This is a genomic window from Amycolatopsis sp. lyj-346 (assembly GCF_046548975.1).
Lineage (GTDB): Bacteria > Actinomycetota > Actinomycetes > Mycobacteriales > Pseudonocardiaceae > Amycolatopsis.
On sequence record NZ_JAJPWT010000003.1, the window covers coordinates 467,625 to 492,711 of the forward strand.

37 protein-coding genes are annotated in these 25,087 nt (G+C 69.7%); 3 read left to right on the forward strand and 34 right to left on the reverse strand.

What is annotated here, in order from left to right; genetic code table 11:
* Nucleotides 1-11: 11 nt before the first annotated feature.
* Complete coding sequence (locus tag ACLJQE_RS13875) at nucleotides 12-1,634, forward strand: S8 family serine peptidase (protein WP_410639594.1); 1,623 nt, start codon at nucleotides 12-14, stop codon at nucleotides 1,632-1,634.
* A 13-nt stretch (nucleotides 1,635-1,647) separates the two neighbouring features.
* Here ACLJQE_RS13875 and ACLJQE_RS13880 read toward each other — a convergent pair whose 3' ends face one another.
* From ACLJQE_RS13880 to eccB, 3 genes are all read right to left on the reverse strand, one after another.
* Entirely contained in the window at nucleotides 1,648-2,748 is a 1,101-nt protein-coding gene (locus tag ACLJQE_RS13880) for a WXG100 family type VII secretion target (RefSeq protein WP_410639595.1), read from the reverse strand.
* Complete coding sequence (locus ACLJQE_RS13885; RefSeq protein WP_410639596.1) at nucleotides 2,745-3,062, reverse strand: hypothetical protein; 318 nt, start codon at nucleotides 3,060-3,062, stop codon at nucleotides 2,745-2,747. The genes ACLJQE_RS13880 and ACLJQE_RS13885 overlap by 4 nt, the downstream gene beginning before the upstream one ends.
* Nucleotides 3,063-3,126: 64 nt before the next feature.
* Nucleotides 3,127-4,755: a type VII secretion protein EccB gene (eccB, locus tag ACLJQE_RS13890; RefSeq protein ID WP_410639597.1), complete on the reverse strand. Its 1,629-nt coding sequence runs from the start codon at nucleotides 4,753-4,755 to the stop codon at nucleotides 3,127-3,129.
* Nucleotides 4,756-5,466: 711 nt separating this feature from the next.
* Between eccB and eccE the strand changes: the two genes are divergently transcribed.
* On the forward strand, nucleotides 5,467-6,702 hold the full coding sequence (gene eccE, locus ACLJQE_RS13895) for a type VII secretion protein EccE (protein WP_410639598.1): 1,236 nt from the start codon (nucleotides 5,467-5,469) through the stop codon (nucleotides 6,700-6,702).
* Entirely contained in the window at nucleotides 6,699-7,418 is a 720-nt protein-coding gene (locus tag ACLJQE_RS13900) for a hypothetical protein (protein WP_410639599.1), read from the forward strand. The genes eccE and ACLJQE_RS13900 overlap by 4 nt, the downstream gene beginning before the upstream one ends.
* Nucleotides 7,419-7,479: 61 nt before the next feature.
* Here the strand turns inward: ACLJQE_RS13900 and truA are convergent, their stop codons facing one another.
* From truA to rplB, 31 genes are all read right to left on the reverse strand, one after another.
* Nucleotides 7,480-8,418 carry a tRNA pseudouridine(38-40) synthase TruA gene (gene truA / locus ACLJQE_RS13905; protein ID WP_410639600.1) on the reverse strand — a complete coding sequence of 313 codons (939 nt, stop codon included), beginning with the start codon at nucleotides 8,416-8,418 and terminating at the stop codon, nucleotides 7,480-7,482.
* Nucleotides 8,384-8,968, reverse strand: coding sequence for a 50S ribosomal protein L17 (rplQ, locus tag ACLJQE_RS13910; RefSeq protein WP_410639601.1), 585 nt, complete (start codon nucleotides 8,966-8,968; stop codon nucleotides 8,384-8,386). The genes truA and rplQ overlap by 35 nt, the downstream gene beginning before the upstream one ends.
* A 44-nt stretch (nucleotides 8,969-9,012) precedes the next feature.
* A complete protein-coding gene (locus ACLJQE_RS13915) occupies nucleotides 9,013-10,083 on the reverse strand; it encodes a DNA-directed RNA polymerase subunit alpha (protein WP_364723168.1) in 1,071 nt (356 codons plus the stop codon).
* 105 nt (nucleotides 10,084-10,188) lie between these two features.
* Nucleotides 10,189-10,794: a 30S ribosomal protein S4 gene (rpsD, locus tag ACLJQE_RS13920; protein ID WP_410639602.1), complete on the reverse strand. Its 606-nt coding sequence runs from the start codon at nucleotides 10,792-10,794 to the stop codon at nucleotides 10,189-10,191.
* Nucleotides 10,795-10,817: 23 nt separating this feature from the next.
* A complete protein-coding gene (rpsK, locus tag ACLJQE_RS13925; RefSeq protein WP_004558885.1) occupies nucleotides 10,818-11,225 on the reverse strand; it encodes a 30S ribosomal protein S11 in 408 nt (135 codons plus the stop codon).
* Nucleotides 11,226-11,243: 18 nt separating this feature from the next.
* Nucleotides 11,244-11,429, reverse strand: coding sequence for a hypothetical protein (locus ACLJQE_RS13930; RefSeq protein WP_020643221.1), 186 nt, complete (start codon nucleotides 11,427-11,429; stop codon nucleotides 11,244-11,246).
* On the reverse strand, nucleotides 11,426-11,806 hold the full coding sequence (rpsM, locus tag ACLJQE_RS13935) for a 30S ribosomal protein S13 (RefSeq protein WP_034285908.1): 381 nt from the start codon (nucleotides 11,804-11,806) through the stop codon (nucleotides 11,426-11,428). The genes ACLJQE_RS13930 and rpsM overlap by 4 nt, the downstream gene beginning before the upstream one ends.
* Nucleotides 11,807-12,011: 205 nt before the next feature.
* Nucleotides 12,012-12,125 (reverse strand): 50S ribosomal protein L36, encoded by a 114-nt coding sequence (rpmJ, locus tag ACLJQE_RS13940; protein ID WP_004558882.1) that lies wholly within the window; start codon nucleotides 12,123-12,125, stop codon nucleotides 12,012-12,014.
* A 37-nt stretch (nucleotides 12,126-12,162) separates the two neighbouring features.
* Entirely contained in the window at nucleotides 12,163-12,384 is a 222-nt protein-coding gene (infA, locus tag ACLJQE_RS13945; protein ID WP_004558881.1) for a translation initiation factor IF-1, read from the reverse strand.
* A gap of 260 nt (nucleotides 12,385-12,644) precedes the next feature.
* Nucleotides 12,645-13,421 carry a type I methionyl aminopeptidase gene (gene map / locus ACLJQE_RS13950; protein ID WP_410639603.1) on the reverse strand — a complete coding sequence of 259 codons (777 nt, stop codon included), beginning with the start codon at nucleotides 13,419-13,421 and terminating at the stop codon, nucleotides 12,645-12,647.
* A gap of 44 nt (nucleotides 13,422-13,465) precedes the next feature.
* Entirely contained in the window at nucleotides 13,466-14,020 is a 555-nt protein-coding gene (locus ACLJQE_RS13955) for an adenylate kinase (RefSeq protein ID WP_410639604.1), read from the reverse strand.
* Nucleotides 14,017-15,324 (reverse strand): preprotein translocase subunit SecY, encoded by a 1,308-nt coding sequence (gene secY, locus ACLJQE_RS13960; protein ID WP_410639605.1) that lies wholly within the window; start codon nucleotides 15,322-15,324, stop codon nucleotides 14,017-14,019. The genes ACLJQE_RS13955 and secY overlap by 4 nt, the downstream gene beginning before the upstream one ends.
* Nucleotides 15,325-15,578: 254 nt before the next feature.
* Nucleotides 15,579-16,193 (reverse strand): LysE family translocator, encoded by a 615-nt coding sequence (locus tag ACLJQE_RS13965; RefSeq protein ID WP_410639606.1) that lies wholly within the window; start codon nucleotides 16,191-16,193, stop codon nucleotides 15,579-15,581.
* 19 nt (nucleotides 16,194-16,212) lie between these two features.
* Complete coding sequence (locus ACLJQE_RS13970; RefSeq protein WP_410639607.1) at nucleotides 16,213-16,950, reverse strand: hypothetical protein; 738 nt, start codon at nucleotides 16,948-16,950, stop codon at nucleotides 16,213-16,215.
* 487 nt (nucleotides 16,951-17,437) lie between these two features.
* Nucleotides 17,438-17,884, reverse strand: a complete 447-nt coding sequence (gene rplO / locus ACLJQE_RS13975) for a 50S ribosomal protein L15 (protein ID WP_410639608.1) — start codon at nucleotides 17,882-17,884, stop codon at nucleotides 17,438-17,440.
* Nucleotides 17,881-18,066: a 50S ribosomal protein L30 gene (gene rpmD, locus ACLJQE_RS13980; protein ID WP_155548877.1), complete on the reverse strand. Its 186-nt coding sequence runs from the start codon at nucleotides 18,064-18,066 to the stop codon at nucleotides 17,881-17,883. The genes rplO and rpmD overlap by 4 nt, the downstream gene beginning before the upstream one ends.
* A gap of 1 nt (nucleotide 18,067) precedes the next feature.
* The gene (gene rpsE / locus ACLJQE_RS13985; RefSeq protein ID WP_013222614.1) at nucleotides 18,068-18,715 is read right to left on the reverse strand and encodes a 30S ribosomal protein S5; all 648 of its coding nucleotides are present in this window, start codon (nucleotides 18,713-18,715) and stop codon (nucleotides 18,068-18,070) included.
* A 34-nt stretch (nucleotides 18,716-18,749) separates the two neighbouring features.
* Nucleotides 18,750-19,148: a 50S ribosomal protein L18 gene (gene rplR / locus ACLJQE_RS13990; RefSeq protein ID WP_410639609.1), complete on the reverse strand. Its 399-nt coding sequence runs from the start codon at nucleotides 19,146-19,148 to the stop codon at nucleotides 18,750-18,752.
* A gap of 2 nt (nucleotides 19,149-19,150) precedes the next feature.
* Nucleotides 19,151-19,690: a 50S ribosomal protein L6 gene (rplF, locus tag ACLJQE_RS13995; RefSeq protein WP_410639610.1), complete on the reverse strand. Its 540-nt coding sequence runs from the start codon at nucleotides 19,688-19,690 to the stop codon at nucleotides 19,151-19,153.
* 16 nt (nucleotides 19,691-19,706) lie between these two features.
* Nucleotides 19,707-20,105 (reverse strand): 30S ribosomal protein S8, encoded by a 399-nt coding sequence (gene rpsH / locus ACLJQE_RS14000; protein WP_020643211.1) that lies wholly within the window; start codon nucleotides 20,103-20,105, stop codon nucleotides 19,707-19,709.
* Nucleotides 20,106-20,189: 84 nt separating this feature from the next.
* Nucleotides 20,190-20,375, reverse strand: a complete 186-nt coding sequence (locus ACLJQE_RS14005) for a type Z 30S ribosomal protein S14 (RefSeq protein ID WP_004558870.1) — start codon at nucleotides 20,373-20,375, stop codon at nucleotides 20,190-20,192.
* 4 nt (nucleotides 20,376-20,379) lie between these two features.
* Nucleotides 20,380-20,943, reverse strand: a complete 564-nt coding sequence (gene rplE / locus ACLJQE_RS14010) for a 50S ribosomal protein L5 (RefSeq protein ID WP_410639611.1) — start codon at nucleotides 20,941-20,943, stop codon at nucleotides 20,380-20,382.
* The gene (gene rplX / locus ACLJQE_RS14015; RefSeq protein ID WP_013222610.1) at nucleotides 20,943-21,257 is read right to left on the reverse strand and encodes a 50S ribosomal protein L24; all 315 of its coding nucleotides are present in this window, start codon (nucleotides 21,255-21,257) and stop codon (nucleotides 20,943-20,945) included. The genes rplE and rplX overlap by 1 nt, the downstream gene beginning before the upstream one ends.
* A complete protein-coding gene (gene rplN / locus ACLJQE_RS14020; RefSeq protein WP_004558867.1) occupies nucleotides 21,257-21,625 on the reverse strand; it encodes a 50S ribosomal protein L14 in 369 nt (122 codons plus the stop codon). Before rplN ends, rplX begins: the two co-directional genes overlap by 1 nt.
* A 90-nt stretch (nucleotides 21,626-21,715) precedes the next feature.
* On the reverse strand, nucleotides 21,716-21,994 hold the full coding sequence (rpsQ, locus tag ACLJQE_RS14025) for a 30S ribosomal protein S17 (protein WP_013222609.1): 279 nt from the start codon (nucleotides 21,992-21,994) through the stop codon (nucleotides 21,716-21,718).
* Entirely contained in the window at nucleotides 21,991-22,239 is a 249-nt protein-coding gene (rpmC, locus tag ACLJQE_RS14030) for a 50S ribosomal protein L29 (RefSeq protein ID WP_410639612.1), read from the reverse strand. The genes rpsQ and rpmC overlap by 4 nt, the downstream gene beginning before the upstream one ends.
* Complete coding sequence (gene rplP, locus ACLJQE_RS14035) at nucleotides 22,239-22,658, reverse strand: 50S ribosomal protein L16 (protein WP_004558864.1); 420 nt, start codon at nucleotides 22,656-22,658, stop codon at nucleotides 22,239-22,241. The genes rpmC and rplP overlap by 1 nt, the downstream gene beginning before the upstream one ends.
* A 3-nt stretch (nucleotides 22,659-22,661) precedes the next feature.
* A complete protein-coding gene (gene rpsC / locus ACLJQE_RS14040) occupies nucleotides 22,662-23,489 on the reverse strand; it encodes a 30S ribosomal protein S3 (RefSeq protein ID WP_086842942.1) in 828 nt (275 codons plus the stop codon).
* Complete coding sequence (gene rplV / locus ACLJQE_RS14045; RefSeq protein WP_410639613.1) at nucleotides 23,489-23,908, reverse strand: 50S ribosomal protein L22; 420 nt, start codon at nucleotides 23,906-23,908, stop codon at nucleotides 23,489-23,491. The genes rpsC and rplV overlap by 1 nt, the downstream gene beginning before the upstream one ends.
* A gap of 31 nt (nucleotides 23,909-23,939) precedes the next feature.
* Nucleotides 23,940-24,221 carry a 30S ribosomal protein S19 gene (rpsS, locus tag ACLJQE_RS14050; protein ID WP_003102083.1) on the reverse strand — a complete coding sequence of 94 codons (282 nt, stop codon included), beginning with the start codon at nucleotides 24,219-24,221 and terminating at the stop codon, nucleotides 23,940-23,942.
* A gap of 18 nt (nucleotides 24,222-24,239) precedes the next feature.
* A complete protein-coding gene (rplB, locus tag ACLJQE_RS14055; protein WP_003102084.1) occupies nucleotides 24,240-25,076 on the reverse strand; it encodes a 50S ribosomal protein L2 in 837 nt (278 codons plus the stop codon).
* Between the last annotated feature and the right edge of the window lie 11 nt (nucleotides 25,077-25,087).

Below are 25,087 nucleotides of genomic sequence, written 5' to 3' on the forward strand. Positions count from 1 at the left end.
GTGAATTTCCGATGGCAGCGACACGACGTCCCGGCACCACCCGGCGCACCACGACCGCCCTGCTGGCCGGCACGATCGGCCTCCTGTCGCCGCTGGCGCTCGCGGTACCGGCGTGGGCGCAGGCCGCACCGGCCGACGGCTACTTCGCGACGCCGCCGCCGGTCGACGAGGGCAAGCTGATCCCGGACTCCCGCCAGCCCGACAAGCGGTACAAGCAGACGAAGGGCTGCGTGCAGCGCAGCACCCTCGGCCAGAACATCGAGATCAAGAACCGGCCGTGGGGCCAGGAGTACCTGCAGATTTCGAAGGCGCAGGACATCGTCAAGGCGGCCACGGGCAGTGCCGGCGGCGGCGTCAAGGTCGCGGTGATCGACACCGGCGTGACGCGCCACCCGTGGTTCCAGGACCGGATCAAGTCCGGCGGCGACTACGTGGCCACGCCGACCAAGGGCCAGCCGCCGGGGCTCGAGGACTGCGACGGCCACGGCACCGAGGTCGCCGGGATCATCGGGGCGAAGCCGGACAACCCCGAAGTCGGGTTCGTCGGTGTCGCGCCCGACGCCACGATCGTGTCCTACCGCCAGCTGAGCGAGAACTACGAGCCCGACACGTCGACCCAGACGCCGCCGGCGAGCAACACCGGCGGGGGCACGCCGTCGTCGAGCACCAACCCGCCGTCCGGGTCGAACACGGAGCTGCCGCCGGGCGGTGGCGGCGGCGGTGCCGAAGGCGACGGGACGTCGCCCGGGCAGACCAACGGCGGCCGCCAGCTGGAGAAGGCGGGCACCGCGGGGACGCTGAAGACGCTGGCCGAGATCATCCGCGGCATCGCCGACCGGCGCGAGGCCGACATCATCAACATGTCGGTCGACAACTGCCGCCCGGCCACCGGGTCGATCACCGAAGGCGAGCAGCAGGTCCAGGCCGCGGTGCGGTTCGCGGCGCGGGCCGGCATCGTGATCATCGCCGCCGCCGGCAACGCGACGGACACGTGCCCGCAGAACGACCAGCCGGACGCGCGGAAGCCCAAGACGATCGTGACGCCGCCGTGGTTCGCCGACGACGTGCTGTCGGTCGGGGCGATCGACGAGTCCGGCGGCGTGGCCCCGTTCAGCGTGCACGGCCCGTGGGTCGGCGTCGCGGCCCCCGGCACGAAGATCATCTCGCTCGACCCCGCCGAGGGGTCCAGCAGCCTGGCGAACCTGACGTTCGAGAACGGCGACAAGGCCAGCGAAATCCAGGGCACCAGCTTCGCCGCACCGTACGTGGCGGGCTTGGCGGCGCTGGTCAAGGCGAAGTACCCGCAGCTCGACGCGAAGGGCATCGTCAACCGGATCAAGGAGACGGCCCAGCACCCGGCCGCCCCGGGCGGCCGCGACAACTTCGTCGGCTACGGGGTGATCGACCCGGTCGCGGCGCTGACGCAGGTCCTGCCGTCGGAGGTCGGGAACCAGGCACCGATCCCGCCCCCGCAGATGGCCCAGCTCCCCCCGGCGAACGACCACAGCTCGACGCCGATGATCGTGGCGCTGGCCGGCACCGCGGGCGGTGTCCTGGCCCTGCTGATCACGTTGTTCGTGATGCACACGATCCGCCGCAACCGCCCGGCCGAGAACCGCACCACCCGCCGCTGACGCCCGGCCGGGGTCACTTCGCGGGCGGGGCCGGTGGTTTCTTCTGCTGCGGGTTTTCGTCCTCGCCGATCACCGGGGGCGCCACCAGGCCGGGCTCGCCGAGCAGGTCCGACGACTTGGTCACCGGGCGGGCCTTCGACGGGCGGCGGGCCTGGCCGCCACCCGAGCCGAAGGCGCCGAAACCCATCATCGGCATCATCGGCACTCCGCCGGACGTGCTGTGGCCCCGTTCCGCGGGCGGGGACGGCGGCGAGGCGGCCGCGTCGGCGGGCTGGGCGGGATCCGGGGCGTCGGCGCCGGTGTGGCGGCCCTCCGCCGGACCGGCCGCCGAAGCCGGTGTCATGACCTCGTCGGCCGAAGCCGAAGCCGGTGCCGAGGCGGGTGACGCCGGTGACGCCGCCGCGTCCGTGGCCTGCTCGCCCGCGTCGTTCAGGGCGTCGTCGTGCAGCTTGAAGCGCTCCGGCGGGTACCGGTGCCGGATCTCGATGGTGCGGGACGCCGCGTCGGGGTCGTCGACGCCGTCGCACAGCCGGTCGAACGCCTCCATGACGTCGCGCGCGGTCTCGTGCAGTGCCTTCGCCGAGTCCTGCGTCTCCTGCAGCTGGGCGCGGGCTCGCTTGGTGCCGCCGCTCGGGAGCAGCATCGTCTCCGACGTCAGCTCCGCCGCGTCCACCAGTACCTCGACGAGGTCGACGACGACGTGCCGCAGGGTCGTCACCATCTCGTCCAGCGCGCCGGCCAGGGTGTCGAGCGCCTCACGGAGGTCGCCGCCCGCCGCGCCGATCGCGCGGATGTAGGCGACGAACGAATCCGCGTCCCGGCCCTCCCAGCCCGCGTCGAGCCGGCCGAGCTGGTCGTCCAGGCGCGCCGAAACCTCGGCCGCGACCGACGCCGCCTGGCGCAGGCGGTCCGCTTCGGCGCCGAGGTCGGCCCAGCGGCCGAGCAGCGGGCGGAAGTACGTCTCGACGGGGTCGAGCACGCCCAGCTGCCGCGAGAGGTCCGTGAGGTACGCCAGGTACGGCTCGGCGGCCGCCGTGATGTCCTCTCCCGCGGGCACCGGCACCGAAGCCGCCGGCGGGTGTGGAATGGACTCCGTCGAGCTCTCGGCCGTCATCCGTCGAGCCTTCCGGCCCGCTTGATCAGTTCCGCGGCTTCCTCGTCCTGGCCGCCGTGGCGGACCGTCACCTGCCGCAGCGCCTCGGCGGCCGAGCGCAGCGCCTCGGCGCCGTCGGCCAGCTGCCGCCGCAACGCCCCGGCCGCGCGGCCGTACGACTCGCCGAGGCCGAGCTGCGCCCCCAGCGTCCCGTAGGACTCCGCGGTGACGTCCCCACCGACCTCGGCCGCCGCCGCGTCCAGGTCGTCCGCGGCGGCCTCGGCCGTCTCGGCGTACCGGGCGACGACGACGCCGTCCATCTTCAAGCCGGCCACGGCACCTCCGCTCGCGAGAAAGACCTTCCGGCGTGGGACGTCCGCCGCGGGCCGCCGGTTCCGCTCAGTTCGCGGGCTGCGCGGTCGGGTACGAGCCGGCGTTCGGGTCGATCGGCACGGCGTCGAACTGCCGCAGCACGTCCTGGGTGTTCAGCGACGCCCCGGTCGGCAGCAGCCCGATGATCGACTCGGGAGCGGGCTGCCGGTTGTTCATGCCGATCGCGTCCGCGGTCTGGGCGTCCGGGACGCTGTAGCGGACGCCCCGGTCGGAGATCAGCTGGATCTGCCCCTTGCCGAAGCTGGCCTTGCCGGTGGCGGACTGGACGACCGCGGCGAACCCCGGCTTGAGGTAGAAGCCGTTGAGCGGCACCCGGTTCGGGCCCGGCGTGGTCACCGTCATCGGGGTGAACTTCTCGCCGGTGCTCTTCTGGCCGGGCAGCTGCGTGTCGACGTACACCGAGGTGTGCCCGTCCTGGTCCGGACCGGACCCGGTCAGCGACCAGCCCAGGCACGCGACCGACGAGTTCTTCGTCGCGTCGAGGACCGTCGGCACCGAGCGCGGGAAGTCGTCGACCGGGATGTAGTCCGGGTCGGTGGGCTGCAGGGTCCGCGCCCCGGCGAGCTTGTCGAGGCCCAGCGTCTGGATGCTGCTGGAGCTGCCGTTCTTCGCGACGCGGATGATGTCGGCGACGGCGCTGGACACCCGCTGGATGCCGGTCGTGGTGATCGCCCAGTAGTTCAGCTCCCGCTGACCGGCCTGCTGCGTGGCGAAGACGTCGCCGGCGGTCAGGCCGTCGAAGTCCGCCGGCGCCTGGCCGTTCTGGATCTTCGGCGGCGTCAGCTTCGCGACCTCGGGGATCGCGTTGAGCAGCCCCTGCGTGATCTTCCGCGGCGACGGCGGCAGCTGCAGCGCGGTCCGGACGGCGTCGTTCGGGTTGTCGACGTCGATCTCGGCGCGCACGGTGTTCGCGTTCGGCCGGTTCCGCGAGCTCGGCAGCCGGTAGACGAGGTAGGTCTTCCCGTTGTCGGCCTTGGCCAGCAGCGCCTCGTTCTCGCCCAGCTCGGTGCCGAGACCACTCGGCGCGATGCCGCCGAAAACGTAGGTGTTGGTCCGGCCCGTGTCGGGGTTCGGCAGCGAGGGATCGAGCTGAACCTGGTCGCAGACCGCCCAATTGGGGGAAATGCGCTGGGAATCCGTCGGGATCAGCTGCGGGCCGTCCGGAATTCCGGTCAGCTTGTCGCGCGGAATGTTCTTCAGCTGCTCGTCGGAAACGACCGTGGGATTCTTCACACTCGCCGGGCTCGCCGGTGCGGGTGCGGCGGGTGCCCCGGTCGCGCCGCCCGCGCCCGGCTGCTTCTGCTGCGCCAGCAGCAACAGCCGCGCCGACGCGAGGTTGAACGTCGGGATCAGCTTCTTCGGGTTGCCCGCCACGACGTAGACCGTGCCGGACTGCTCGCCGATCACGATGTTCCCGGCCTCGGGCACCGAGGGCGCCGGGCTGAGCAGGCCCCAGACGACGAAGACGATCATGGCGAGCGCGCCCAGCACCACCCCCACGATGGTGGCCCGCGTGTGGGTGCGCATCGGGTCGTGCAGCATCACGGCGTCCCGCCGGACCAGCGCCGACTGCATCCGCCGCAGGACGAACCGATACGCCTGGACCTGAGACTTAGTCGTGGGTGTTGATGGCATTCTCGACCTACAGCTCTCCCCGTCGCGGTACGGTTCCGCAGGATAGCCGTACGGGGACCGTCTGGTGTGGGGTTTCTACCAACTCAAGCTAGGGTCGGGCCCCCCGGGACCCGGCTTCCGGGTACGCAGCAAGCACGAGGGGAAGAGAAAGCGCGGATGTCCGTCACCACTCCTCCACGTCCGCCTGGCCCGCCCGGGCCCCCGCCCCCCGGTGGCCGCCCGCCGGGCCCGCCGCCGCGGCCGGGCAGACCCGGTGGTCCTGGCGGACCCGGTGGCGTTCCCGGTGGCCCTGGTGGCGTACCCGGTGGACCTGGCGGACCCGGTGGCGTTCCCGGCGGACCCGGTGGCGGCCCTGGTGGTCCCGGTGGTCCCGGCATGCCCCCGCGCGGTCCGGGTGGACCCGGCCCCGGTCCGGGCGGTCCCGGTCCCGGCGGCCCTGGTGGGCGTCCGGGAGGCCCCGGCGGTCCGGCTGGTCCCGGCGGCCCAGGTGGACCTGGTGGCGGCGGTCCTGGTGGACCCGGTGGACCCGGTGGCGGCGGTCCTGGCGGACCTGGCGGACCCGGTGGCGGCGGTCCTGGCGGACCTGGCGGACCCGGTGGCGGCGGTCCTGGCGGACCTGGCGGTGGCGGTCCCGGTGGCCCGGGTGGTCCCGGCGGCCCCCAGGGGCCCGACGACAGCGGCCCCGCCTCTCCCCCGCCCGGCCTGGCCCGGGTGGCTCCGCCGGCGCAACGCCGGTCCGCGAGCGTCACCCTCGGCCCGCTGCCCGTGGCCAACCTCGTCGTGCTCGAAGTCGGCCTCGCGATCGGCCTGGTGCTGCTCGCGATCGACATGTCGCTCAAGTACGTCGGCATCGGCATCCTCGCCTTCGCCCTCATCGTCGCGCTGCTGCGCTGGCGCGGCCGCTGGTTCACCCAGTGGGTCGGCCTGACGCTGCGCTACACCGCCCGCTCGCACGACCGGGTCGCGAACCCGCTGCCGCCGAGCACCGTCGAAGCCATGACCGCCGAAGAAACCACGGTCACCGGCCCCGACGACGCCCGCGTGAACCTGCTCCGCATCGCCGTGCCGGACCTCGTCGTCGCCCACGGCGTCGACCACGAACGCCAGCAGGTCGGGCTCGCCTGGAACGACGGCACGTGGACGGCGGTGCTGCTCGTCGAGCCGGCCCCGGCGTTGATCACCCAGGCGGACGGGGCACCGAGCCTGCCGCTGTCGGCGCTGGCGCCCTGCCTCGAAGACCGCGGGGTGGTCCTCGACTCCATCCAGACGATCTGGCACTGCTACCCGGGCAGCGCGGCGCTGCCGTCGGACTCACCGGCCCTGAGCTCCTACATGGAGGTTCTCGGGCCGCTGCCCGCGGCGGCGCGGCGGACGACGTGGGTGGCGATCCGGCTCGACCCGCGGCGGTGCCCGGCGGCGATCCGGGAACGCGGCGGCGGCGTCGTCGGCGCCCACCGCGCGCTGATCGGCGCGCTGTCCCGGGTGCGCAACGCGCTGGAGTCCCAAGGCGTGCCGACCCGGCCGCTGGACCCGGACGAGCTGCTGCGGGCGAGCATCTCGGCCGCGGAGCTGACCTCCGTGGCCGGTTCGCCCACCAAGGTGACGTTGCAGGAACGCTGGTCCGGCGTCACCGCGGCCGGGATCGGGCACGCGAGCTACGCCATCACCGGCTGGCCGAAGGGCAAGGTCACCAACAGCCTGAACGCGCTGACGAGCGTCCGCGCGCTGTCGGCAACGCTCGCGATGTCGATCTCCCCGGCGTCCGACGACGGCAAGATCGGGCTCCGCGGGGTGGTCCGGCTGAGCGCGCGGAACCCGCGTGAGCTCGAGGCCGCCGACCAGCGGCTGCACGGGCTGTCCGAGCGGCTCGGGGTCGACCTGACGCCGCTGCGCGGGCTGCAGGTTTCCGCGTTCGCCGCGACCTTGCCGATCGGAGGCACAGCATGACCTCGCGCGTCCGCGACGCCGGCCAGAACAGTGGCGTGGCACCGGAGTTCACGGTGGACCCGGCGATGCTCGACGCGGTCAGCCCGTCGGGTGACCGCGGGGGCATCGTGCTCGGCTCGGGCCTCAAGGGCGAGCCGCTGACGATCTCCGCGCTGCGCTCGACCCCCACCCGGATCGTGCTGGTGGGCGGGCTGTACCTGGCCCGCCAGGTCGCCATGCGCGCGATGGCGGTCGGCGCGTGGGTCGTGGTCGCGACCGGGCGCCCGACCGAGTGGCAGGTGCTGTCCCGGGCGGCAGGCAGCCGCGACGGGCGGCCGTCGCCGCTGGTGCAGATCCGCCGGCTGTCGCCGGTCGAGCTGCCGCGGCCGTCGGAGGACGCGCCGCTGCTGGTGGTGACCGACGGCGGCCCGACCCCGCAGGACCTGTTCCCGCCGCGCTCGCCGTGGCAGACGACGGTCTACGTGCTCCCGTACCTGCACCCGCAGGCAGGCGCCACGGCCAACGCGGCGGACCTGGTGCTGATGCAGCGCCTTCCGGCGGGCCAGGCCGAGCTGGCGGCCCGCATCTGGCGCCTGCCGCCCCAGATGATGCGCCAGCTGACGACGTTGAAGGACGACCAGGTGGTGGCCTTGGGCCGCAACCTCTGGCGCCCCCTTCGCCTGGTGACCACCGGCAAGGAGCAGCAGCTCCTCGGCCCGGTCCGCCGCGGCGATTGAGTCCTTTCCGGACGGCCGGAAGCGGGTGGTTCCCCTCGGGGAGCCACCCGCTTTTCGTTCGTCAGGGGGAGGTGCGGACGTTGCGGGTCTGCTCGGCGCGGGCGGCCAGTTCGGCGTCGGGTGGGTAGTCGACGCCCAGGAGCGTCAAGCCGTGGGCCGGGGCGACCGCGCTGTCGCGGATGCCGCTCTCCAGCACCTTCGACGGCCACGCGTCGGTGCGGCGGCCGTCGCCCACCAGGAGCAGGACGCCGACCAGGCTGCGGACCATCGAGTGGCAGAACGCGTCCGCCGAGACCCGGACCTCCAGCAGGTGCTCGTCCACCCGCTCCCAGACCAGGCGCTGCAGCTCGCGGATCGTCGTGCCGGTGTCGCGCTGCTTGCAGTACGCCGCGAAGTCGTGGAGCCCCAGCAGTTCGGCGGCCGCGGCGTTCATCGCGTCCGTCGACAGTGGACGGTTCCACGCCAGCGTGTCGTGGCGGCGCAGCGGGTCCACGCCCCACGGGGCGTCCGAGACCCGGTAGCGGTAGTGACGGCGGATCGCCGAGAACCGCGCGTCGAACCCCTCGGGGGCGACGCGTGCACCCAGCACCCGGACGTCACCGGGCAGCAGGCGGTTCCAGCGCCCCGCCATGCGCGTCAGATCCGGGATGCCCTCCGGAGACACCGGAACGCGGCCGGAGGCCCCCGGAGCGAGCGGGACGACGTCGGCGTGCACGACCTGGCCGGTCGCGTGCACCCCGGCGTCCGTGCGGCCCGCCACGACGACGGACTTCGGTACCGCGGCCCCCGGTGGCTGCCGCTGCAGGGCCTCCTCCAGGACGCCCTGGACCGTGCGGCGGCCCGGCTGCCGGGCCCAGCCCGAGAAGTCCGTGCCGTCGTAGGAGACGTCCAGACGCAGACGAACGAGCCCGCCCTCCCCGTGGGGAGCGGCGGGCTCGTCCGGTGTCGAATCGGCCGTCAGGACGTCAGTCCTTCTTGGCGTCCGCGTCTGCAGCCGCATCATCCTGAGCCGGAGCCCCGGATTCGGTCTCGGCGGTGGTGTCCTCGGCCTTGGCCTCGTCGGCCTTGGCCTCCTCGGCCGGAGCCTCGGGGGTCTCCTCGGTCGAGGTGGTCTCCTCGGCAACCGGAGCGGCGGCCTTCTCGTCCTTGGCGAACTTGGTCTTGCGCGCGCGCTCGGCCTCGCTCGTCACGGTCTTCTCGGCCACCAGCTCGATGACGGCCATGGCGGCGTTGTCGCCCTTGCGCGCCATCGTCTTGGTGATCCGGGTGTAACCGCCCGGCCGCTCCGCGAAGTGCGGACCGATCTCGGCGAACAGCTTGTGCACGACGTCCTTGTCACGGACGACCTTCTGCACCTGACGACGGTTGTGCAGGTCGCCCCGCTTCGCCTTCGTGATCAGCTTCTCGGCCAGCGGGCGGACCCGGCGGGCCTTCGCCTCGGTGGTCGTGATCTTGCCGTGCTCGAACAGCTGCGTGGCCAAGTTGGCCAGGATCAGCCGCTCGTGCGCGGACGACCCGCCGAGCCGGGCTCCCTTGGTAGGGGTGGGCATTGGTTCTCCTACTAGTTCAGCTCGCAGCGTCCAGGCACAGAGCCCTAGAGCTGCTCGGTCTCTGCGTAGTCCTGGCCATCGTCGTGGCCGTCCGAAATCCCGTCGGCGATGCCACCGACACCCTCCGACCAGCCTTCACCGTCGTAGCTGGCGGCAGCCGCGGTCGGGTCGAACCCGGGCGGGCTGTCCTTCAGCGCGAGGCCGAGACCGACGAGCTTGAGCTTGACCTCGTCGATCGACTTGGCGCCGAAGTTGCGGATGTCGAGCAGGTCCGCCTCGCTGCGCGAGACCAGCTCGCCCACCGTGTGGATGCCCTCGCGCTTGAGGCAGTTGTACGACCGGACGGTGAGGTCCAGGTCCTCGATCGGCATCGCGTAGGCGGCGATGGTGTCCGCTTCCTGCGGCGACGGGCCGATCTCGATGCCCTCGGCGTCGACGTTCAGCTCGCGAGCGAGGCCGAACAGCTCCACCAGCGTCTTGCCGGCCGACGCGACCGCGTCGCGCGGCGTGATCGACGGCTTGGTCTCGACGTCCAGGATCAGCTTGTCGAAGTCGGTGCGCTGCTCGACACGGGTGGCCTCGACCTTGTACGTCACCTTCAGCACCGGCGAGTAGATCGAGTCGACCGGGATCCGGCCGATCTCCGCGCCCGCCTGCTTGTTCTGCAGGGCCGGAACGTAACCGCGGCCGCGCTCGACGACGAGCTCGATCTCGAGCTTGCCCTTGCCGTTCAGCGACGCGATGTGCAGGTCCGGGTTGTGCACGGTGACACCCGCCGGCGGCACGATGTCGGCCGCCGTGACCTCACCGGGGCCCTGCTTGCGCAGGTACATGGTGACCGGCTCGTCCTCTTCCGAGGACACCACGAGCTCCTTGAGGTTCAGGATGACGTCGGTGACGTCTTCCTTCACCCCGGGAACGGTGGTGAACTCGTGCAGCACGCCGTCGATGCGGATGCTCGTCACGGCCGCGCCCGGGATGGACGACAGCAGCGTACGACGCAGCGAGTTGCCGAGCGTGTAGCCGAAGCCGGGCTCCAGCGGTTCGATGGTGAACCGGGAGCGGGTCTCGTTGACCGTCTCTTCGCCGAGAGCCGGCCGCTGGGAAATCAGCATTTCTTCCTAATTCCTTTCCAGACGACGCCCGCCATATGACGTCGAAGGGATGGCGCAGGCGGCGGCGCACCTGTTGCGCCGCCGCCCGGTCCGACCGGGGCCGGACTACTTCGAGTAGAGCTCGACGATCAGCTGTTCCTGAACCGGAACGTCGATCTGCGCACGCTCCGGCAGCTGGTGGACCAGCACGCGGAGGTTGGACTGGACGACCTGCAGCCACGCCGGGATGGGGCGCTCGCCGTAGGACTCCTTCGCCACGACGAAGGGCAGCATCGCGAACGACTTCGGCCGCACGTCGATGATGTCCCACTTCGAGACCTGGAACGACGGGACGTTCACCTTCTGGCCGTTGACCAGGAAGTGGCCGTGGCTCACCAGCTGACGCGCCTGACGGCGGGTGCGGGCGATGCCGGCGCGGTAGATCACGTTGTCCAGGCGGGACTCGAGGATCTGCAGCAGGTTCTCACCGGTCTTGCCGGGACGCCGGACGGCTTCCTTGTAGTACCGGACGAACTGACGCTCGAGAACGCCGTAGGTGTAGCGAGCCTTCTGCTTCTCCTGCGACTGCAGGAGGTACTCGGACTCCTTGATGCGCCCGCGGCCGTGCTGGCCCGGCGGGTAGGGGCGACGCTCGAAAGCCTGGTCGCCGCCGATGAGGTCAACCTTGAGGCGACGCGAGATACGCGTCGCGGGGCCGGTGTAACGAGCCATTTCTTCTTACTCCTCCCCGTTCCTCAGACCCGGCGCCGCTTGGGCGGGCGGCAGCCGTTGTGAGGCTGCGGGGTCACGTCCTGGATGGTGCCGACCTCGAGGCCGGCCGCCTGCAGCGAGCGGATCGCCGTCTCGCGGCCCGAACCCGGGCCCTTCACGAAGACGTCGACCTTCTTCATGCCGTGCTCGGCAGCCTTGCGGGCAGCGTTCTCGGCGGCCATCTGCGCGGCGAACGGGGTGGACTTACGGGAGCCCTTGAAGCCCACGTGACCACTCGACGCCCACGCGATCACGGCACCGGTGGGGTCCGTGATCGAGACGATGGTGTTGTTGAAGGTGCTCTTGATGTGCGCGTGACCGTGCGCGACATTCTTCTTTTCCTTGCGGCGGACCTTCTTGGCCCCGGCCGCAGTACGAGACTTCGGTGGCATGTTCTGAGGGTTCTCCTGTTAGCGCGCGTTTTCTTGGTGAGCGGCAACCGCTTCGGCCTGGCCGCGCCGGATGATCGATCCGGCGTCGGTGTACAGGTTGCGGAGCGCCATCGGGCGGGCGTAGAGCGCCTTGGGCGAGACACAAGCCGAGCCGCGACGCTGGGCGCCGCCCATCTGCACGACCTTCTTGCCCTGGACGCTCACTTCTTGCCAGCCTTCTTCTTGCCGGCAACCGTCTTCTTCGGACCCTTGCGGGTGCGGGCGTTCGTCTTCGTGCGCTGACCACGAACGGGAAGTCCGCGGCGCCAGCGAAGGCCCTCGTAGCACCCGATCTCGATCTTCCGACGGATGTCGGCGTTCACCTCACGGCGAAGGTCACCCTCGACCTTGAAGTTCTCTTCGATGTAGACACGCAGCTTCGCGAGGTCGTCATCGCTGAGGTCCTTGACGCGGGTGTCCGCGTTGAGCTCGGCAGCCTTGATGAGCTGCTTCGAGCGGGTACGGCCGATGCCGTAGATGTAGGTAAGCGCGATCTCCAACCGCTTTTCGCGGGGGAGGTCTACGCCAGCGAGTCGTGCCATTGGCGTTGATGCTCCTTCTTCGGTTTCATCTTCAGGTCTGCTCCCCGTCCGGTTCCGGGACCGACTCGCCTGTCGTGCCCTCGGCTTGCGCTTCGGGTGTCCCGGCCCCGGCCTGAAGCCCGGGGGTGAACCGGCCCACTCGCGTGGCCCGGCAGGTGCGGGGAGGTTGTGTTGCCGTCAATCCACTCTGGTCGAGTGCGGGAGATCAGCCCTGCCGCTGCTTGTGCCGCAGGTTCTCGCAGATCACCATGATCCGGCCGTGACGGCGGATCACCTTGCACTTGTCGCAGATCTTCTTGACGCTCGGCTGGACCTTCACGTCTTCTGCTCTCCTGCTGTTGAGCTGCTCTTCGTGATCACTTGTAGCGGTAGACGATGCGACCACGAGAGAGGTCGTAGGGCGACAGCTCCACGACAACCCTGTCCTCGGGCAGGATGCGGATGTAGTGCTGCCGCATCTTGCCGCTGATGTGTGCCAGGACCTTGTGACCGTTCTCCAACTCGACGCGGAACATCGCGTTGGGGAGCGGCTCGACTACGCGGCCTTCGACCTCGATGGCCCCGTCTTTCTTCGCCATGTCCTCCGCATTTCCTGTCGCATGTCACTACACTCTGTGACCAACCGGAGCACTAGTGCCGGGTTGGGTGGTGCGTCGGCACACCGGTGCCCGGGCCCCAAGACCGTGAATTCACGAGCGCGCAGGATCCGGGCGCGATAAGTGCGCCGACTTGACAGTGTACGCAACTCGTGTCGCGACCCCCAAACCGGGGGTGGCCATGCTAAAGGAACGTGCAGGTGGACGTGATGGCGATCACCTCGGAAGGGTGAATCCGCAGGTCAGGCGTCTTCCGCGGCAGTGAGCACCCAAGGACCGTCTTCCGTGATGGCGACGGTGTGCTCCCAGTGGGCCGCGCGGGAGCCGTCGGCCGTGACGACCGTCCAGCCGTCGTCCAGCTCGCGGGTCTCGCCGCCGCCGCCGGTGAGCATCGGCTCGATCGCCAGCGCCATGCCGGGCTTGAGCCGGGGGCCCTTGCCGGGCTTGCCGACGTTCGGCAGGAACGGGTCCATGTGCATCTGGCGGCCGATGCCGTGGCCGCCGTACTCGACGATCATCCCGTACTCGACGCCGTCGTCGCGGCCCGCGCGCTCGGCGGCGGACTGGACGGCGTAGGAGATGTCGGTGAGCCGGCCGCCGGCGCTGACCGCCTCGATGCCGGCCCACATCGCCGCCTCGGTCGCCGCGGACAGCGCGAGGTCGGCGTCGGAGACCTTGCCGATGGCCAGCGTCACGGCGGAGTCACCGTGCCAGCCGTCGAGGATGGCGCCGCAGTCGACGGAGATGATGTCGCCGTCGGCCAGCAGCTGGGTCTTCGCCGGGATGCCGTGGACGATCTGCTCGTTCACCGACGCGCAGATCGACGCCGGGAAACCGTGGTAGCCCTTGAACGACGGCACCGCGCCGGCGTCCCGGATCGTCTGCTCCGCCAGCTCGTCGAGCTCGGCGGTGCTGATGCCCGGTTTCGCCGCGTCACGGACCGCCGCGAGCGTGCGGGCGACGACGAGGCCCGCGGCCCGCATCGCCTGCAGCTCGTCCGGGGTCTTGACTTCGATCATGCGCCCACGCCGGAGCACTTGCAGAACACGCAATCCTCCGAGGTTCACGTGCGGTCGCGCAACGCTTTCAGCACGCGGCCGGAGATTTCCTCGACGCTGCCGACGCCGTCGACGGTCACCAGGATGTCGGCGTAGTACTCCAGCAGCGGCGCGGTGTCGGACACGTAGATCTGCTGACGGCGGCGGATGACCTCTTCGGTGTCGTCCGCGCGGCCGCGCGACATGAGCCGCGCGACGACGACGTCCTCCGGGACCTGCAGCTGGATCACCGCGTCGAGCGAAACGTCCGCGTCGCCGAGGATCTCGCCGAGGACCTCGGCCTGCTTGGTGTTGCGGGGAAAGCCGTCGAGCAGGAAGCCGACCTTGGCGTCCGGCTCGGCGAGCCGCTCGCGGACCATCTCGTTGGTCACCGAGTCGGGCACGAGCTCACCCGAGTCCAGGTAGCGCTTCGCCTCCTGGCCGAGCGGCGTCTCCTGGCCGACGTGGGCGCGGAACAGGTCGCCCGTGGAGATGTGCGGCACGCGCAGCTGCTCGGACAGGGCCACCGCCTGGGTGCCCTTGCCCGCACCTGGCGGACCGACGAGAACCAGGCGCGTCACTTCAAGAACCCTTCGTAGTTGCGCTGCATCAGCTGGCTTTCGATCTGCTTCACGGTGTCGAGGCCGACACCGACCATGATCAGCACAGCCGTGCCACCGAACGGGAAGTTCTGGTTGTTCCCGGTACCGGTCACCGACAGGAAGAAGTTCGGAAGGATCGCGATGATGCCCAGGTACAGCGAACCCGGCAGGGTGATCCGGCCGAGCACGAAGCTCAGGTACTCCGCGGTGGGACGACCCGGGCGGATGCCCGGGATGAAGCCACCGAACTTCTTCATCTCTTCCGCACGCTCGTCCACGTTGAACGTGATCGTGATGTAGAAGTACGTGAAGAAGATGATCAAGCCGAAGTACAGCAGGATGTGCACCCAGCTGGACTGGTTCACGATGTAGTTCTTGATGAACACCTGCCAGCCGGAGTTGGCGTTCTGGTCGCCGACGAGGCGGCTGATCAGGTCCGGCAGGTACAGCAGGGACGACGCGAAGATGACCGGGATGACACCGGCCTGGTTGACCTTGATCGGCAGGTAGGTCGACGTGCCGCCGTACATCCGGCGGCCGATCATGCGCTTGGCGTACTGCACCGGGATCCGGCGCTGCCCCTGCTCGACGAAGATGACGCTGGCGATGATCACCAGGCCGAAGACGCAGACGATCGCCAGGCCGACGCCACCGGCGTTGCTGAGGATGCTGCCGCCCTCGATCGGGATGCGCGCGGCGATGTTCAGGAAGATCAGGACCGACATGCCGTTGCCGACGCCGCGCTCGGTGATCAGCTCGCCCAGCCACATCATGACGGCGGTGCCGGCGGTCATGGTGATGACGATGATCGTCAGCGAGTAGACGCTGTTGTCCGGGATGACCGGCTGGTCGCAGTCGGGGAAGAGCTGCTTGCGGTCCGCGAGCGCGACCACACCGGTGGCCTGCAGGATCGCCAGCGCGATCGTCAGGTACCGGGTGTACTGGGTCAGCTTGCCCTGGCCGGACTGCCCTTCCTTCTTCAGCTCCTCGAACCGCGGGATGACCACGGTGAGCAGCTGGATGATGATGCTCGCCGTGATGTACGGCATGATGCCGGTCGAGAAGAGCGACAGCTGCAGCAGCGCACCACCGCTGAACAGGTTCAGCAGCTGGTAGACGCCCTCCTGCTGCGCCTGGGAGCTACAGGCCTGTACGGCACCGTATGAGATGCCGGGCGCCGGAATGGTCGCACCGATTCGGTAAACCGCGACGATGGCTAGCGTGAACAGGATCTTCTTGCGTAGATCCGGCGTCGCGAGAGCCGAGCGGAAGGCGCTGAGCACGCGGGGGACCTCCTCGGCGTCGTCGGCTGTCCTAACCGACGATCGGCTTGGCCGGCACGAGGCCGGCAGGAACACACAGCACTACTGGCACGCAAGCCAGGAACGCTTCGGGGCACACTCGTCCCGAAGCGTGTCGCCGACTCTAACAGCTTCACAGGGCGTGTCCGCAGTCCGTGTGCGTTTTCCGTACCAAGGTTGCTCCGGCGGGTTGATCCACATCGCCGCGTTGGCCGAATTCCTTGACAGGTTGTGGATCAAGCGTTCGACGTCGCGAGCACGCCGGCCAGGCCGACGAGCACCACACCGGTCCCCCGGTCGACGTTGCGCCGGGCCCGCCGGGACAGCTCGATCGTCTTCACCGCGGCGCCGACGCCGACGTAGACCGAGCCGGCCAGGAACTCGGCCAGCAGGTAGACCGCGCCGAGCACCGCGATCTGCCCCGAGAACGAGCCTTGACCTGCGTCGATGAACTGCGGGACGAAGGCGGTGAAGATCAGGATCGCCTTGGGGTTGGTGATCGCGACGCCGAACTCCTTGCGGGTGACGCGCCACGCCGTCGTGGGGGTCGAAGGCAGCTGCGTGCTGCCACTGGTGCCCCGGAAGGTGGACCGGAGCAGGCGGAGGCCGAGGTAGAGCAGGTAGGCGACGCCGGCCCACTTGATGATCGTCAGCGCGGTCTCGGAGGCGGCCAGCAGCTGCCCGAGCCCGGCCGCGACGGCGGCGATCAACAGGGTGAAGGCGGCCAGCCGGCCACCGAGCCCGGCGAGGCCGTGGCGAACACCGTGCGTCATCCCGTGGTGGAGACCGAGCAGGTTGTTCGCCCCCGGCGTAAGGGCGACGAGCACGGAGGCGCCGAAGAAGACCCACACGTGTTCACCGTAGCGGCGCTCAGGGGCGTTCGTCGTCCGGCGGCAGCACGGTGATGGCGATTCCGGACGGCGGCGTCGGGGTGTCGGCGTAGGCGGCGGCCGGATCGGCCCAGCCGGGTTTCCGGCGGGGCAGGTGGGCGAGCACCGCCGCGGCGGCGGCCAGTGCGGCGGCCACGATCAGCAGCCACATGCCGGGCTCGGTGGTGACCTCCACGTCCACTTCTCGGCCGGCGATGGCGGCCAGCTCGAACCGGCTCATGCCGACGGTGGTGACGACGCCGGCGGTGAAGACCGCCCCGGCCGAGAGCAGCCACCGGGTGAGGCCGCGGCCGGGCCGCGAGAAGCCCGCGAACGCGGCGACGGCCAGCACCACGACCGCGATGAACACGGGGATGCCGACGGGCGCCCCGGGCCGGTCGGTGACTTCCTGGCCGGAGACTTCGACGCGGTTGCCCCACGCGCTCTCGGTGATGGTCAGCCGGGCGCTGATGAACCCCTGGCGGAGATCGAGCTCCTGGGACATCTCGAACAGCGGCAGGAAGCACCCGACGGCGGCCAGCAGGGCGGCAGCACCGGCAAGCACCACCGGGCCGCGGTGGAGCAGCCGGGCCGCGGCCGGCGTGCCGAGGGGCGCGGGCTCGGGTTCGGGTTCGGCCACCGGAACGGGTCCGGGGACGGCGGCAACACCCGGCAGCTCGGCAACCGGGAACGGCAACGACTGCGGCGGCGCGGGCGGCAGGGCGGCGGCCGGCTCCACGGGAAAGAGCGGCGCACCAGCAAACGGCGACGCCGCAGGCGACGAGGCAGCCGCCGGCTCCACGGGAAAGAGCGGCGCACCAGCAAACGGCGACGCCGCAGGCGACGAGGCAGCCGCCGGCTCCACGGGAAAGAGCGGCGCACCAGCGAGCGGAAGAGCCGGCGTCGCCTCCGCGGGGAAAGCCAACGGGCCCGCCTGCCGGGGCACCGGGGCCTCCGCCGGGGAGCGCGCGGGCGCCCCCGCGCCTGGCTCGACGTCTGCGAGCTTCGGCGCTTCGACCGGGAAGCTCAGCGGCGAGTCCGCGGCGCCGGCCGGCTCGGGTGACTCCTGTGCGGGTCTGTCCACCTTGCGATCCTGCGCCCGGATCCGGCGTTCCGGCAAGGAAGTTCGGCGAGCATGTTCCGGCGGTCCCACCGCCACGACAAGGGCCACGCACGCCGAAGGCCCGCCTGGCGGAGCCAGACGGGCCTTCGAACGTGGTACGAGCTCAGTTGGTGGTGGCGGAGCCACCGGCCGCTTCGAGCTTCTCCTTGGCGGAGCCGGAGAACGCGTCGGCGGTGACGTTCAGCTTGACGCCGTTCACGTCGCCGTTGCCGAGGACCTTCACCAGCTTGCCCTTGCGGACCAGACCGCCCTTGACGAGCTCCTCGGCACCGATGGTGCCGCCGTCCGGGAAGACGCGGGCGATGTCGCCCACGTTCACCGGCTGGTACTCGGTGCGGAAGCGGTTCTTGAAGCCGCGCAGCTTCGGGAGCCGCATCTGGATGGGCATCTGCCCACCCTCGAACCGGGCCGGCACGTTCTTCCGGGCCTTGGTGCCCTTCGTACCGCGACCGGCCGTCTTGCCCTTCGAACCCTCACCACGACCGACGCGCATCTTCTCGCGCTTCGAGCCCGGAGCCGGGCGCAGGTGGTGGATCTTGATGGCCGTCATGCCTTGACCTCCTCGACCTCCACCAGGTGGCGGACGGTGTGGATCAGGCCGCGCACCTGGGGGGTGTCTTCACGCACGACGCTCTGGCGGATCTTGCGCAGCCCGAGGGTGCGCAGCGACTCGCGGTGAGCGTGCTTCGTGCCGATCTTGCTCTTGACCTGGGTGACCTTGAGCTCAGCCATGTCAGACTCCCTGGCCGGCACGCTGGCGCAGCATCCGGGCCGGAGCGACGTCCTCGAGCGGCAGGCCACGGCGGGCCGCCACCTCTTCGGGACGCTGCAGACCCTTCAGGGCCGCCACGGTGGCGTGCACGATGTTGATCGCGTTGTCGGAGCCGAGCGACTTCGACAGCACGTCGTGGACACCCGCGCACTCCAGCACGGCACGCACCGGGCCACCGGCGATGACGCCGGTACCGGCGGAAGCCGGGCGGAGCAGGACGACACCAGCGGCTTCCTCACCCGTGATCGGGTGGGGAATGGTGCCGCCGACGCGCGGGACGCGGAAGAAGTTCTTCTTCGCTTCCTCGACGCCCTTGGCGATGGCCGCGGGAACTTCCTTGGCCTTGCCGTAGCCGACGCCGACCTGACCGTCGCCGTCGCCGACGACCACCAGGGCGGTGAAGCTGAAGCGACGACCACCCTTGACGACCTTGGCGACGCGGTTGATCGTCACGACCTTCTCGAGGTGCGGGGTCTTGTCCTGGCCGGCCCCGCCACGGCCGCTGTCGCGCCGGTCCCGGCCGCCACCACGACGTTCATTGCGGTCGTTGCCGCCCTGCCCGCCGGGTCCGCCCTGGCCGCCGCCGAATTGCCGTGTACGTCCCGGCATCAGGCTTTCCTTCCGTTAACAAGCTTCTGCATCGTCAGAACTCCAACCCCGCCTCACGGGCGGCGTCGGCGAGCGCGGCGATGCGGCCGTGGTAGGCGTTGCCCCCACGGTCGAACACCACAGCCGAGATCCCGGCGTTCTTGGCCCGCGCGGCGACGAGTTCCCCGACCTTGGCGGCCTTGGCCTTCTTGTCGCCGTCGACCGACCGGACGTCCGCCTCGAGGGTGGACGCCGACACCAGCGTGCGGCCGGCGAGGTCGTCGATCACCTGCACGGCGATGTGCCGCGAGGACCGCTTGACGACCAGGCGCGGACGCTGGTCGGTGCCCGAGACCTTCTTGCGGAGCCGGAAGTGCCGACGGGCCTTCGCGACGCGGCGGCGGGTCGAGATGTCCTTGCCCACCGGCTTGCGCTTCGTAGTCGTGTCGCTCATGATCACTTACCCGTCTTTCCGACCTTGCGGCGGATCTTCTCACCCTCGTAGCGCAGGCCCTTGCCCTTGTACGGGTCCGGGCGCCGCAGCTTGCGGATGACGGCCGAGATCTGGCCGACCTTCTGCTTGTCGATGCCCGAGACCGAGAACCGGGTGGGGGTCTCCACCTTGAAGGTGATGCCCTCCGGGGCCTCGATCTTGACCGGGTGCGAGAAACCGAGAGCGAACTCGAGGTCCGACCCCTTGGCCTGCACGCGGTAACCCACGCCGTGGATTTCCATCTTCTTCTCGTAGCCGGCGGTGACGCCGACGACGAGGTTGTTCACCAGCGTGCGGGTGAGCCCGTGCAGCGCCTTGCTGGTGCGCTCGTCATCCGGGCGCTTGACCAGCAGCGTGCCGCTCTCGTCGCGCTCGACGGTGATCGGCTCGGCGACGGTGTGCTCGAGGGTGCCCTTGGGCCCCTTGACCTTGATGTGCTGACCGTCGATGGTCACCTCGACCCCGGAGGGGACGGCGACCGGCAGCTTTCCGATGCGTGACATGTCTGTGCCCCCTTCCTTACCAGACGTAGGCGAGGACTTCGCCGCCCACGCTGTTGCGCTTGGCCTGACGGTCGGTCTGGAGGCCGGAGGACGTCGAGATGATCGCGACGCCGAGGCCACCGAGAACGGACGGCAGTTCGGTCGATTTTGCGTAGACCCGCAGACCGGGCTTGGAGACGCGCCGCAGGCCGGCGATGCTCCGCTCACGGTTGGGGCCGTACTTGAGCTCGACGACGAGGTTCTTGTGCTTCTCGCCCGGCTCGTCGTGGTAACCCGCGATGTAACCCTCGCGCTTGAGGATCTCGGCGATGTTCGCCTTGAGCTTCGAGTGCGGGAGCTTGACCTCGTCGTGGTACGCCGAGTTCGCGTTACGCAGACGCGTCAAGAAGTCTGCGATGGGGTCGGTCATCGTCATGGTGACCTGTCAACCTTTCTCACCTGGTTCCCCGCTCCCAGAAGGAGCGGGGCCTGTGGCGAAGTGGGAGTTAAAAAGAAGCTCTTACCAGCTGGACTTGCGGACGCCGGGCAGCTCGCCCGCGTGCGCCATCTCGCGAAGGCAGATCCGGCAGAGCCCGAACTTGCGGAACACGGCGTGCGGGCGGCCGCACCGCTGGCAGCGGGTGTAGGCGCGCACGGCGAACTTCGGCTTCTTCGCGGCCTTGTGGACCAGTGCTTTCTTGGCCATCGGCTCAGTTCTCCTTGAACGGGAAGCCGAGCTTGCGCAGCAGCGCCCGGCCCTCGTCGTCGTTCGTGGCGGTCGTGACGACGGTGACGTCCATGCCGCGCGGGCGGTCGATGGAGTCGGGGTCGATCTCGTGGAACATCGACTGCTCGTTGAGACCGAACGTGTAGTTGCCGTGGCCGTCGAACTGCTTCGGCGAAAGCCCGCGGAAGTCGCGGATACGCGGCAGCGCGATGGTCAGCAGCCGGTCGAGGAACTCCCACATCCGGTCGCCGCGCAGCGTGACGCGCGCGCCGATCGGCTGGCCCTCGCGCAGCTTGAACTGCGCGATGGACTTGCGGGCCTTCCGGACCTCCGGCTTCTGGCCGGTGATCAGCGCGAGGTCCTTGACCGCGCCCTCGATCAGCTTGCTGTCGCGGGCGGCGTCGCCGACGCCCATGTTCACGACGACCTTCGTCACGCCCGGGATCTGGTGGACGTTGACGAAGGAGAACTCAGCCTGCAGCTGGCCCTTGATTTCCTCGCGGTACCGCACCTTGAGGCGCGGCGAGGTCTTCTCTGCGGTGGTCATCAGATGTCCTTACCGTTCCGGCGCGAGATCCGGACCTTCTTGCCGTCCTCGCCGATGCGGTAACCCACCCGGGCCGGCTTGCCGTCCGAGTCGACGACCATCACGTTCGAGACGTGGATGGGCGCCTCCTGCGTGACGATGCCGCCGGACTGCGCGCCGCGCTGGGTCTGGCTGATCCGCGTGTGCTTCTTGATCCGGTTCACGCCCTCGACCAGCACGCGCTCGCGCTCGGGGTAAGCCTGGATGACCTTGCCCTTGGCGCCCTTGTCCTTGCCGGCGATGACGACGACCGTGTCGCCCTTCTTCACCTTCATCACAGCACCTCCGGCGCGAGCGAAATGATCTTCATGAACTTTCGGTCGCGCAGCTCGCGGCCCACCGGACCGAAGATGCGGGTGCCGCGGGGCTCGTTGTCGTTCTTGATGAGCACGGCGGCGTTCTCGTCGAACCGGATGTAGGAACCGTCCGGACGACGGCGCTCCTTGACCGTGCGGACGATGACGGCCTTGACGACGTCGCCCTTCTTCACCCCGGCAGCCGGGATGGCGTCCTTCACGGTGGCGACGATGATGTCGCCGATGCCGGCGTAGCGCCGCCCGGAGCCACCGAGAACCCGGATGCAGAGGATTTCCTTTGCACCCGTGTTGTCGGCTACCCGAAGCCGCGACTCCTGCTGGATCACGTCAACTCCTGTATGTCGCGCCGGTTCTCGCCCGCTTGTGAGGTCCACATTGGCGAGCCTTGCGGAACTAAAGACTCCGAAGAGCCCTGCTTACTTGGCCTTCTCCACGATCTGCACCAGGCGCCACCGCTTCGTCGCCGACAGCGGGCGGGTCTCCATCAAGGTGACCCGGTCGCCCACGCCCGCCTCGTTGTTCTCGTCGTGCACCTTCACCTTGGTGGTGGAGCGGACGACCTTCGAGTAACGGGGGTGCTTCTTGCGGTCCTCGAGCTCGACCACGATCGTCTTGTTCATCTTGTCCGAGACGACGTAGCCCTCGCGGACCTTACGGTCGTTCCGGGCCGGCGTCTCGGTGGTGGGCTCGCTCATGCGGCACCTTCACTCTCGGCGTCGGGGGCAACGGACAGGCCGAGTTCGCGCTCGCGCATGACCGTGTAGATCCGCGCGATGTCCGTGCGGACGGTGCGCAGACGGCGGTTGTTGTCAAGCTGCCCGGTCGCCATCTGGAAGCGGAGGTTGAACAGCTCCTCCTTGTATTCCTTCAGACGCAGGACGAGCTCTTCCGCGGTGAGCTCACGCAGCTCCGATGCCTCAGCGGCACCTGCCTTCGCCATCAGAACTCACCACCTTCACGGGTCACGATGCGGCACTTCATGGGCAGCTTGTGGATCGCGCGGCGCAGCGCCTCGCGAGCCGTCTCCTCGTTCGGGAACGAGATCTCGAACATCACGCGGCCCGGCTTCACGTTGGCGATCCACCACTCGGGCGAACCCTTACCGGAACCCATCCGGGTCTCGGCCGGCTTCTTGGTCAGCGGGCGGTCCGGGTAGATGGTCGTCCACACCTTGCCACCACGCTTGATGTGACGGGTCATGGCGATACGAGCGGACTCGATCTGCCGGTTCGTCACGTAGCTGTGCTCAAGCGCCTGGATGCCGTACTCGCCGAAGCTGACCTTCGTGCCACCCTTGGCGGCGCCGTGGCGCTTCGGGGAGTGCTGCTTCCGGTGCTTGACCCTGCGCGGGATGAGCACGTCTCAGCCCTCCGTCTTTTCTGCGGTCTCGGTGGCCGGGGCCGCCTCGGTCGTGGCGGCAGCGGCAGCGCGACCGGCTTCGGTCGAGGTGGCGGTCGTGCCCGAGGCGCCGGAACGACGCGGGCGGGACGGCCGGTCGCTGCGGTCACGATCGCGACGCGGCGCGCGCTCGGCGGCGTCGCGGGCTTCGCGGGCCTTCAGGCCACCGACGAGCTCACCCTTGTAGATCCACACCTTGACGCCGATGCGACCGAACGTCGTCTTGGCCTCGAAGAAGCCGTAGTCGATGTCGGCGCGCAGCGTGTGCAGCGGGACGCGGCCATCGCGGTAGTGCTCGGAGCGGGACATCTCGGCACCGCCGAGACGACCGCCGCACTGCACGCGGATGCCCTTGACCTGCGGCGAGCGCATGGAGGTCTGGATCGCCTTCCGCATCGCGCGGCGGAACGCCACGCGGTTGGAGAGCTGCTCCGCGACCGCCTGGGCGACCAGCTGGGCGTCGGCCTCGGGGTTCTTGACCTCGAGGATGTTCAGCTGGACCTGCTTCTTGGTCAGCTTCTCCAGCGCGCCGCGGATCCGGTCGGCCTCCGCGCCGCGGCGGCCGATGACGATGCCCGGCCGGGCGGTGTGGATGTCCACGCGGACCCGGTCACGGGTGCGCTCGATCTCGACCTTGGAGATCCCGGCGCGCTCCATGCCCGTGGCGAGGAGCTTGCGGATCTTGACGTCCTCGGCCACGTACTCGGCGTACTGCTTGTCGGCGTACCAGCGCGACTTCCAGTCCGTGGTGATACCCAGGCGGAAACCGTGCGGGTTGATCTTCTGGCCCACTACCGGCCACCTGCCTTCTTCTTGCTCTGAGCCTTCTGCGCGACGGCCGGACGCGACTCCACCTCGACGGTGATGTGGCTGGTCCGCTTGCGGATCCGGTACGCGCGGCCCTGGGCCCGCGGACGGATGCGCTTGAGGGTGGGGCCCTCGTCGGCGTACGCGTTCTTGATCCAGAGCGTGTCCGGGTCAAGCTGAAGGTTGTTCTCGGCGTTGGCCACGGCGCTGGCGAGCACCTTCGCGACCGGCTCGCTGGCCGCCTGCGGGGCGAACCGGAGCACGGCCAAGGCGTCGGCGGCGCTACGTCCCTTGATGAGCTCGATCACCCGGCGCACCTTGGTCGGCGAGTCCCGGACGAAGCGAGCCCGCGCGTACGCCGTAGGCAGTTCAGCCTCGGTCGTCGCGTCGTTCTGGGCGTTCATCGCTACTTCCCTTGTTCTCTCTCGTGCCCGCTCAGCGGCGGCGCGACTTGCGGTCGTCCTTGATGTGGCCCTTGAAGGTCCGCGTCGGGGCGAATTCCCCCAGCTTGTGACCCACCATCGCCTCGGTGACGAACACCGGGACGTGCTTGCGGCCGTCGTGCACCGCGATCGTGTGACCCAGGAAATCCGGGATGATCGTCGAGCGGCGCGACCAGGTCTTGATGACCGTCTTCTTGCCCGATTCGTTCAGCGCGTCCACCTTCTTGAGCAGGTGGTCGTCCACGAAGGGGCCCTTCTTGAGGCTACGTGGCATGTTGTTCTACCTCCCTGCTCAGCGCTTGTTCTTGCCGGTGCGACGGCGGCGGACGATGAGGGCGTCGGACGCCTTGCGGCGACGCGTGCGACCCTCGGGCTTACCGTTCGGGTTGACCGGGTGGCGACCACCGGAGGTCTTACCCTCACCACCACCGTGCGGGTGGTCGACCGGGTTCATGACGACACCGCGGACCGTGGGGCGCTTGCCGCGCCAGCGGTTGCGGCCGGCCTTGCCCCAGTTGATGTTGGCGTGCTCGGAGTTGCCGACCTCGCCGACCGTGGCGCGGTTGCGCACGTCCACGTTGCGGATCTCGCCCGAGGGGAGACGCAGCTGGGCGTACGGACCGTCCTTGGCGACGAGCTGCACCTTCGCGCCCGCGGACCGCGCCATCTTCGCGCCGCCACCGGGGCGGAGCTCGATCGCGTGGATCACGGTGCCGACCGGGATGTTGCGCAGCGGCAGGTTGTTGCCCGGCTTGATGTCGGCCCGGGGGCCGTTCTCGACGGTGTCGCCCTGCTTCAGCTTCTCCGGCGCGATGATGTAGCGCTTCTCGCCGTCGGCGTAGTGCAGCAGCGCAATGCGAGCGGACCGGTTGGGGTCGTACTCGATGTGCGCAACCTTGGCGGGGATGCCGTCCTTGTCATTGCGACGGAAGTCGATGACGCGGTAAGCACGCTTGTGGCCGCCACCCTTGTGCCGGGTGGTGATCTTGCCGGACGAGTTGCGACCGCCCGAACCGCTCAGCGGACGAAGCAGCGACTTCTCCGGAGTGGAGCGGGTGATCTCGGCGAAGTCCGAGACGCTCGAACCGCGACGACCGGGGGTCGTCGGCTTGTACTTGCGGATGCCCATTGTCAGCTCAG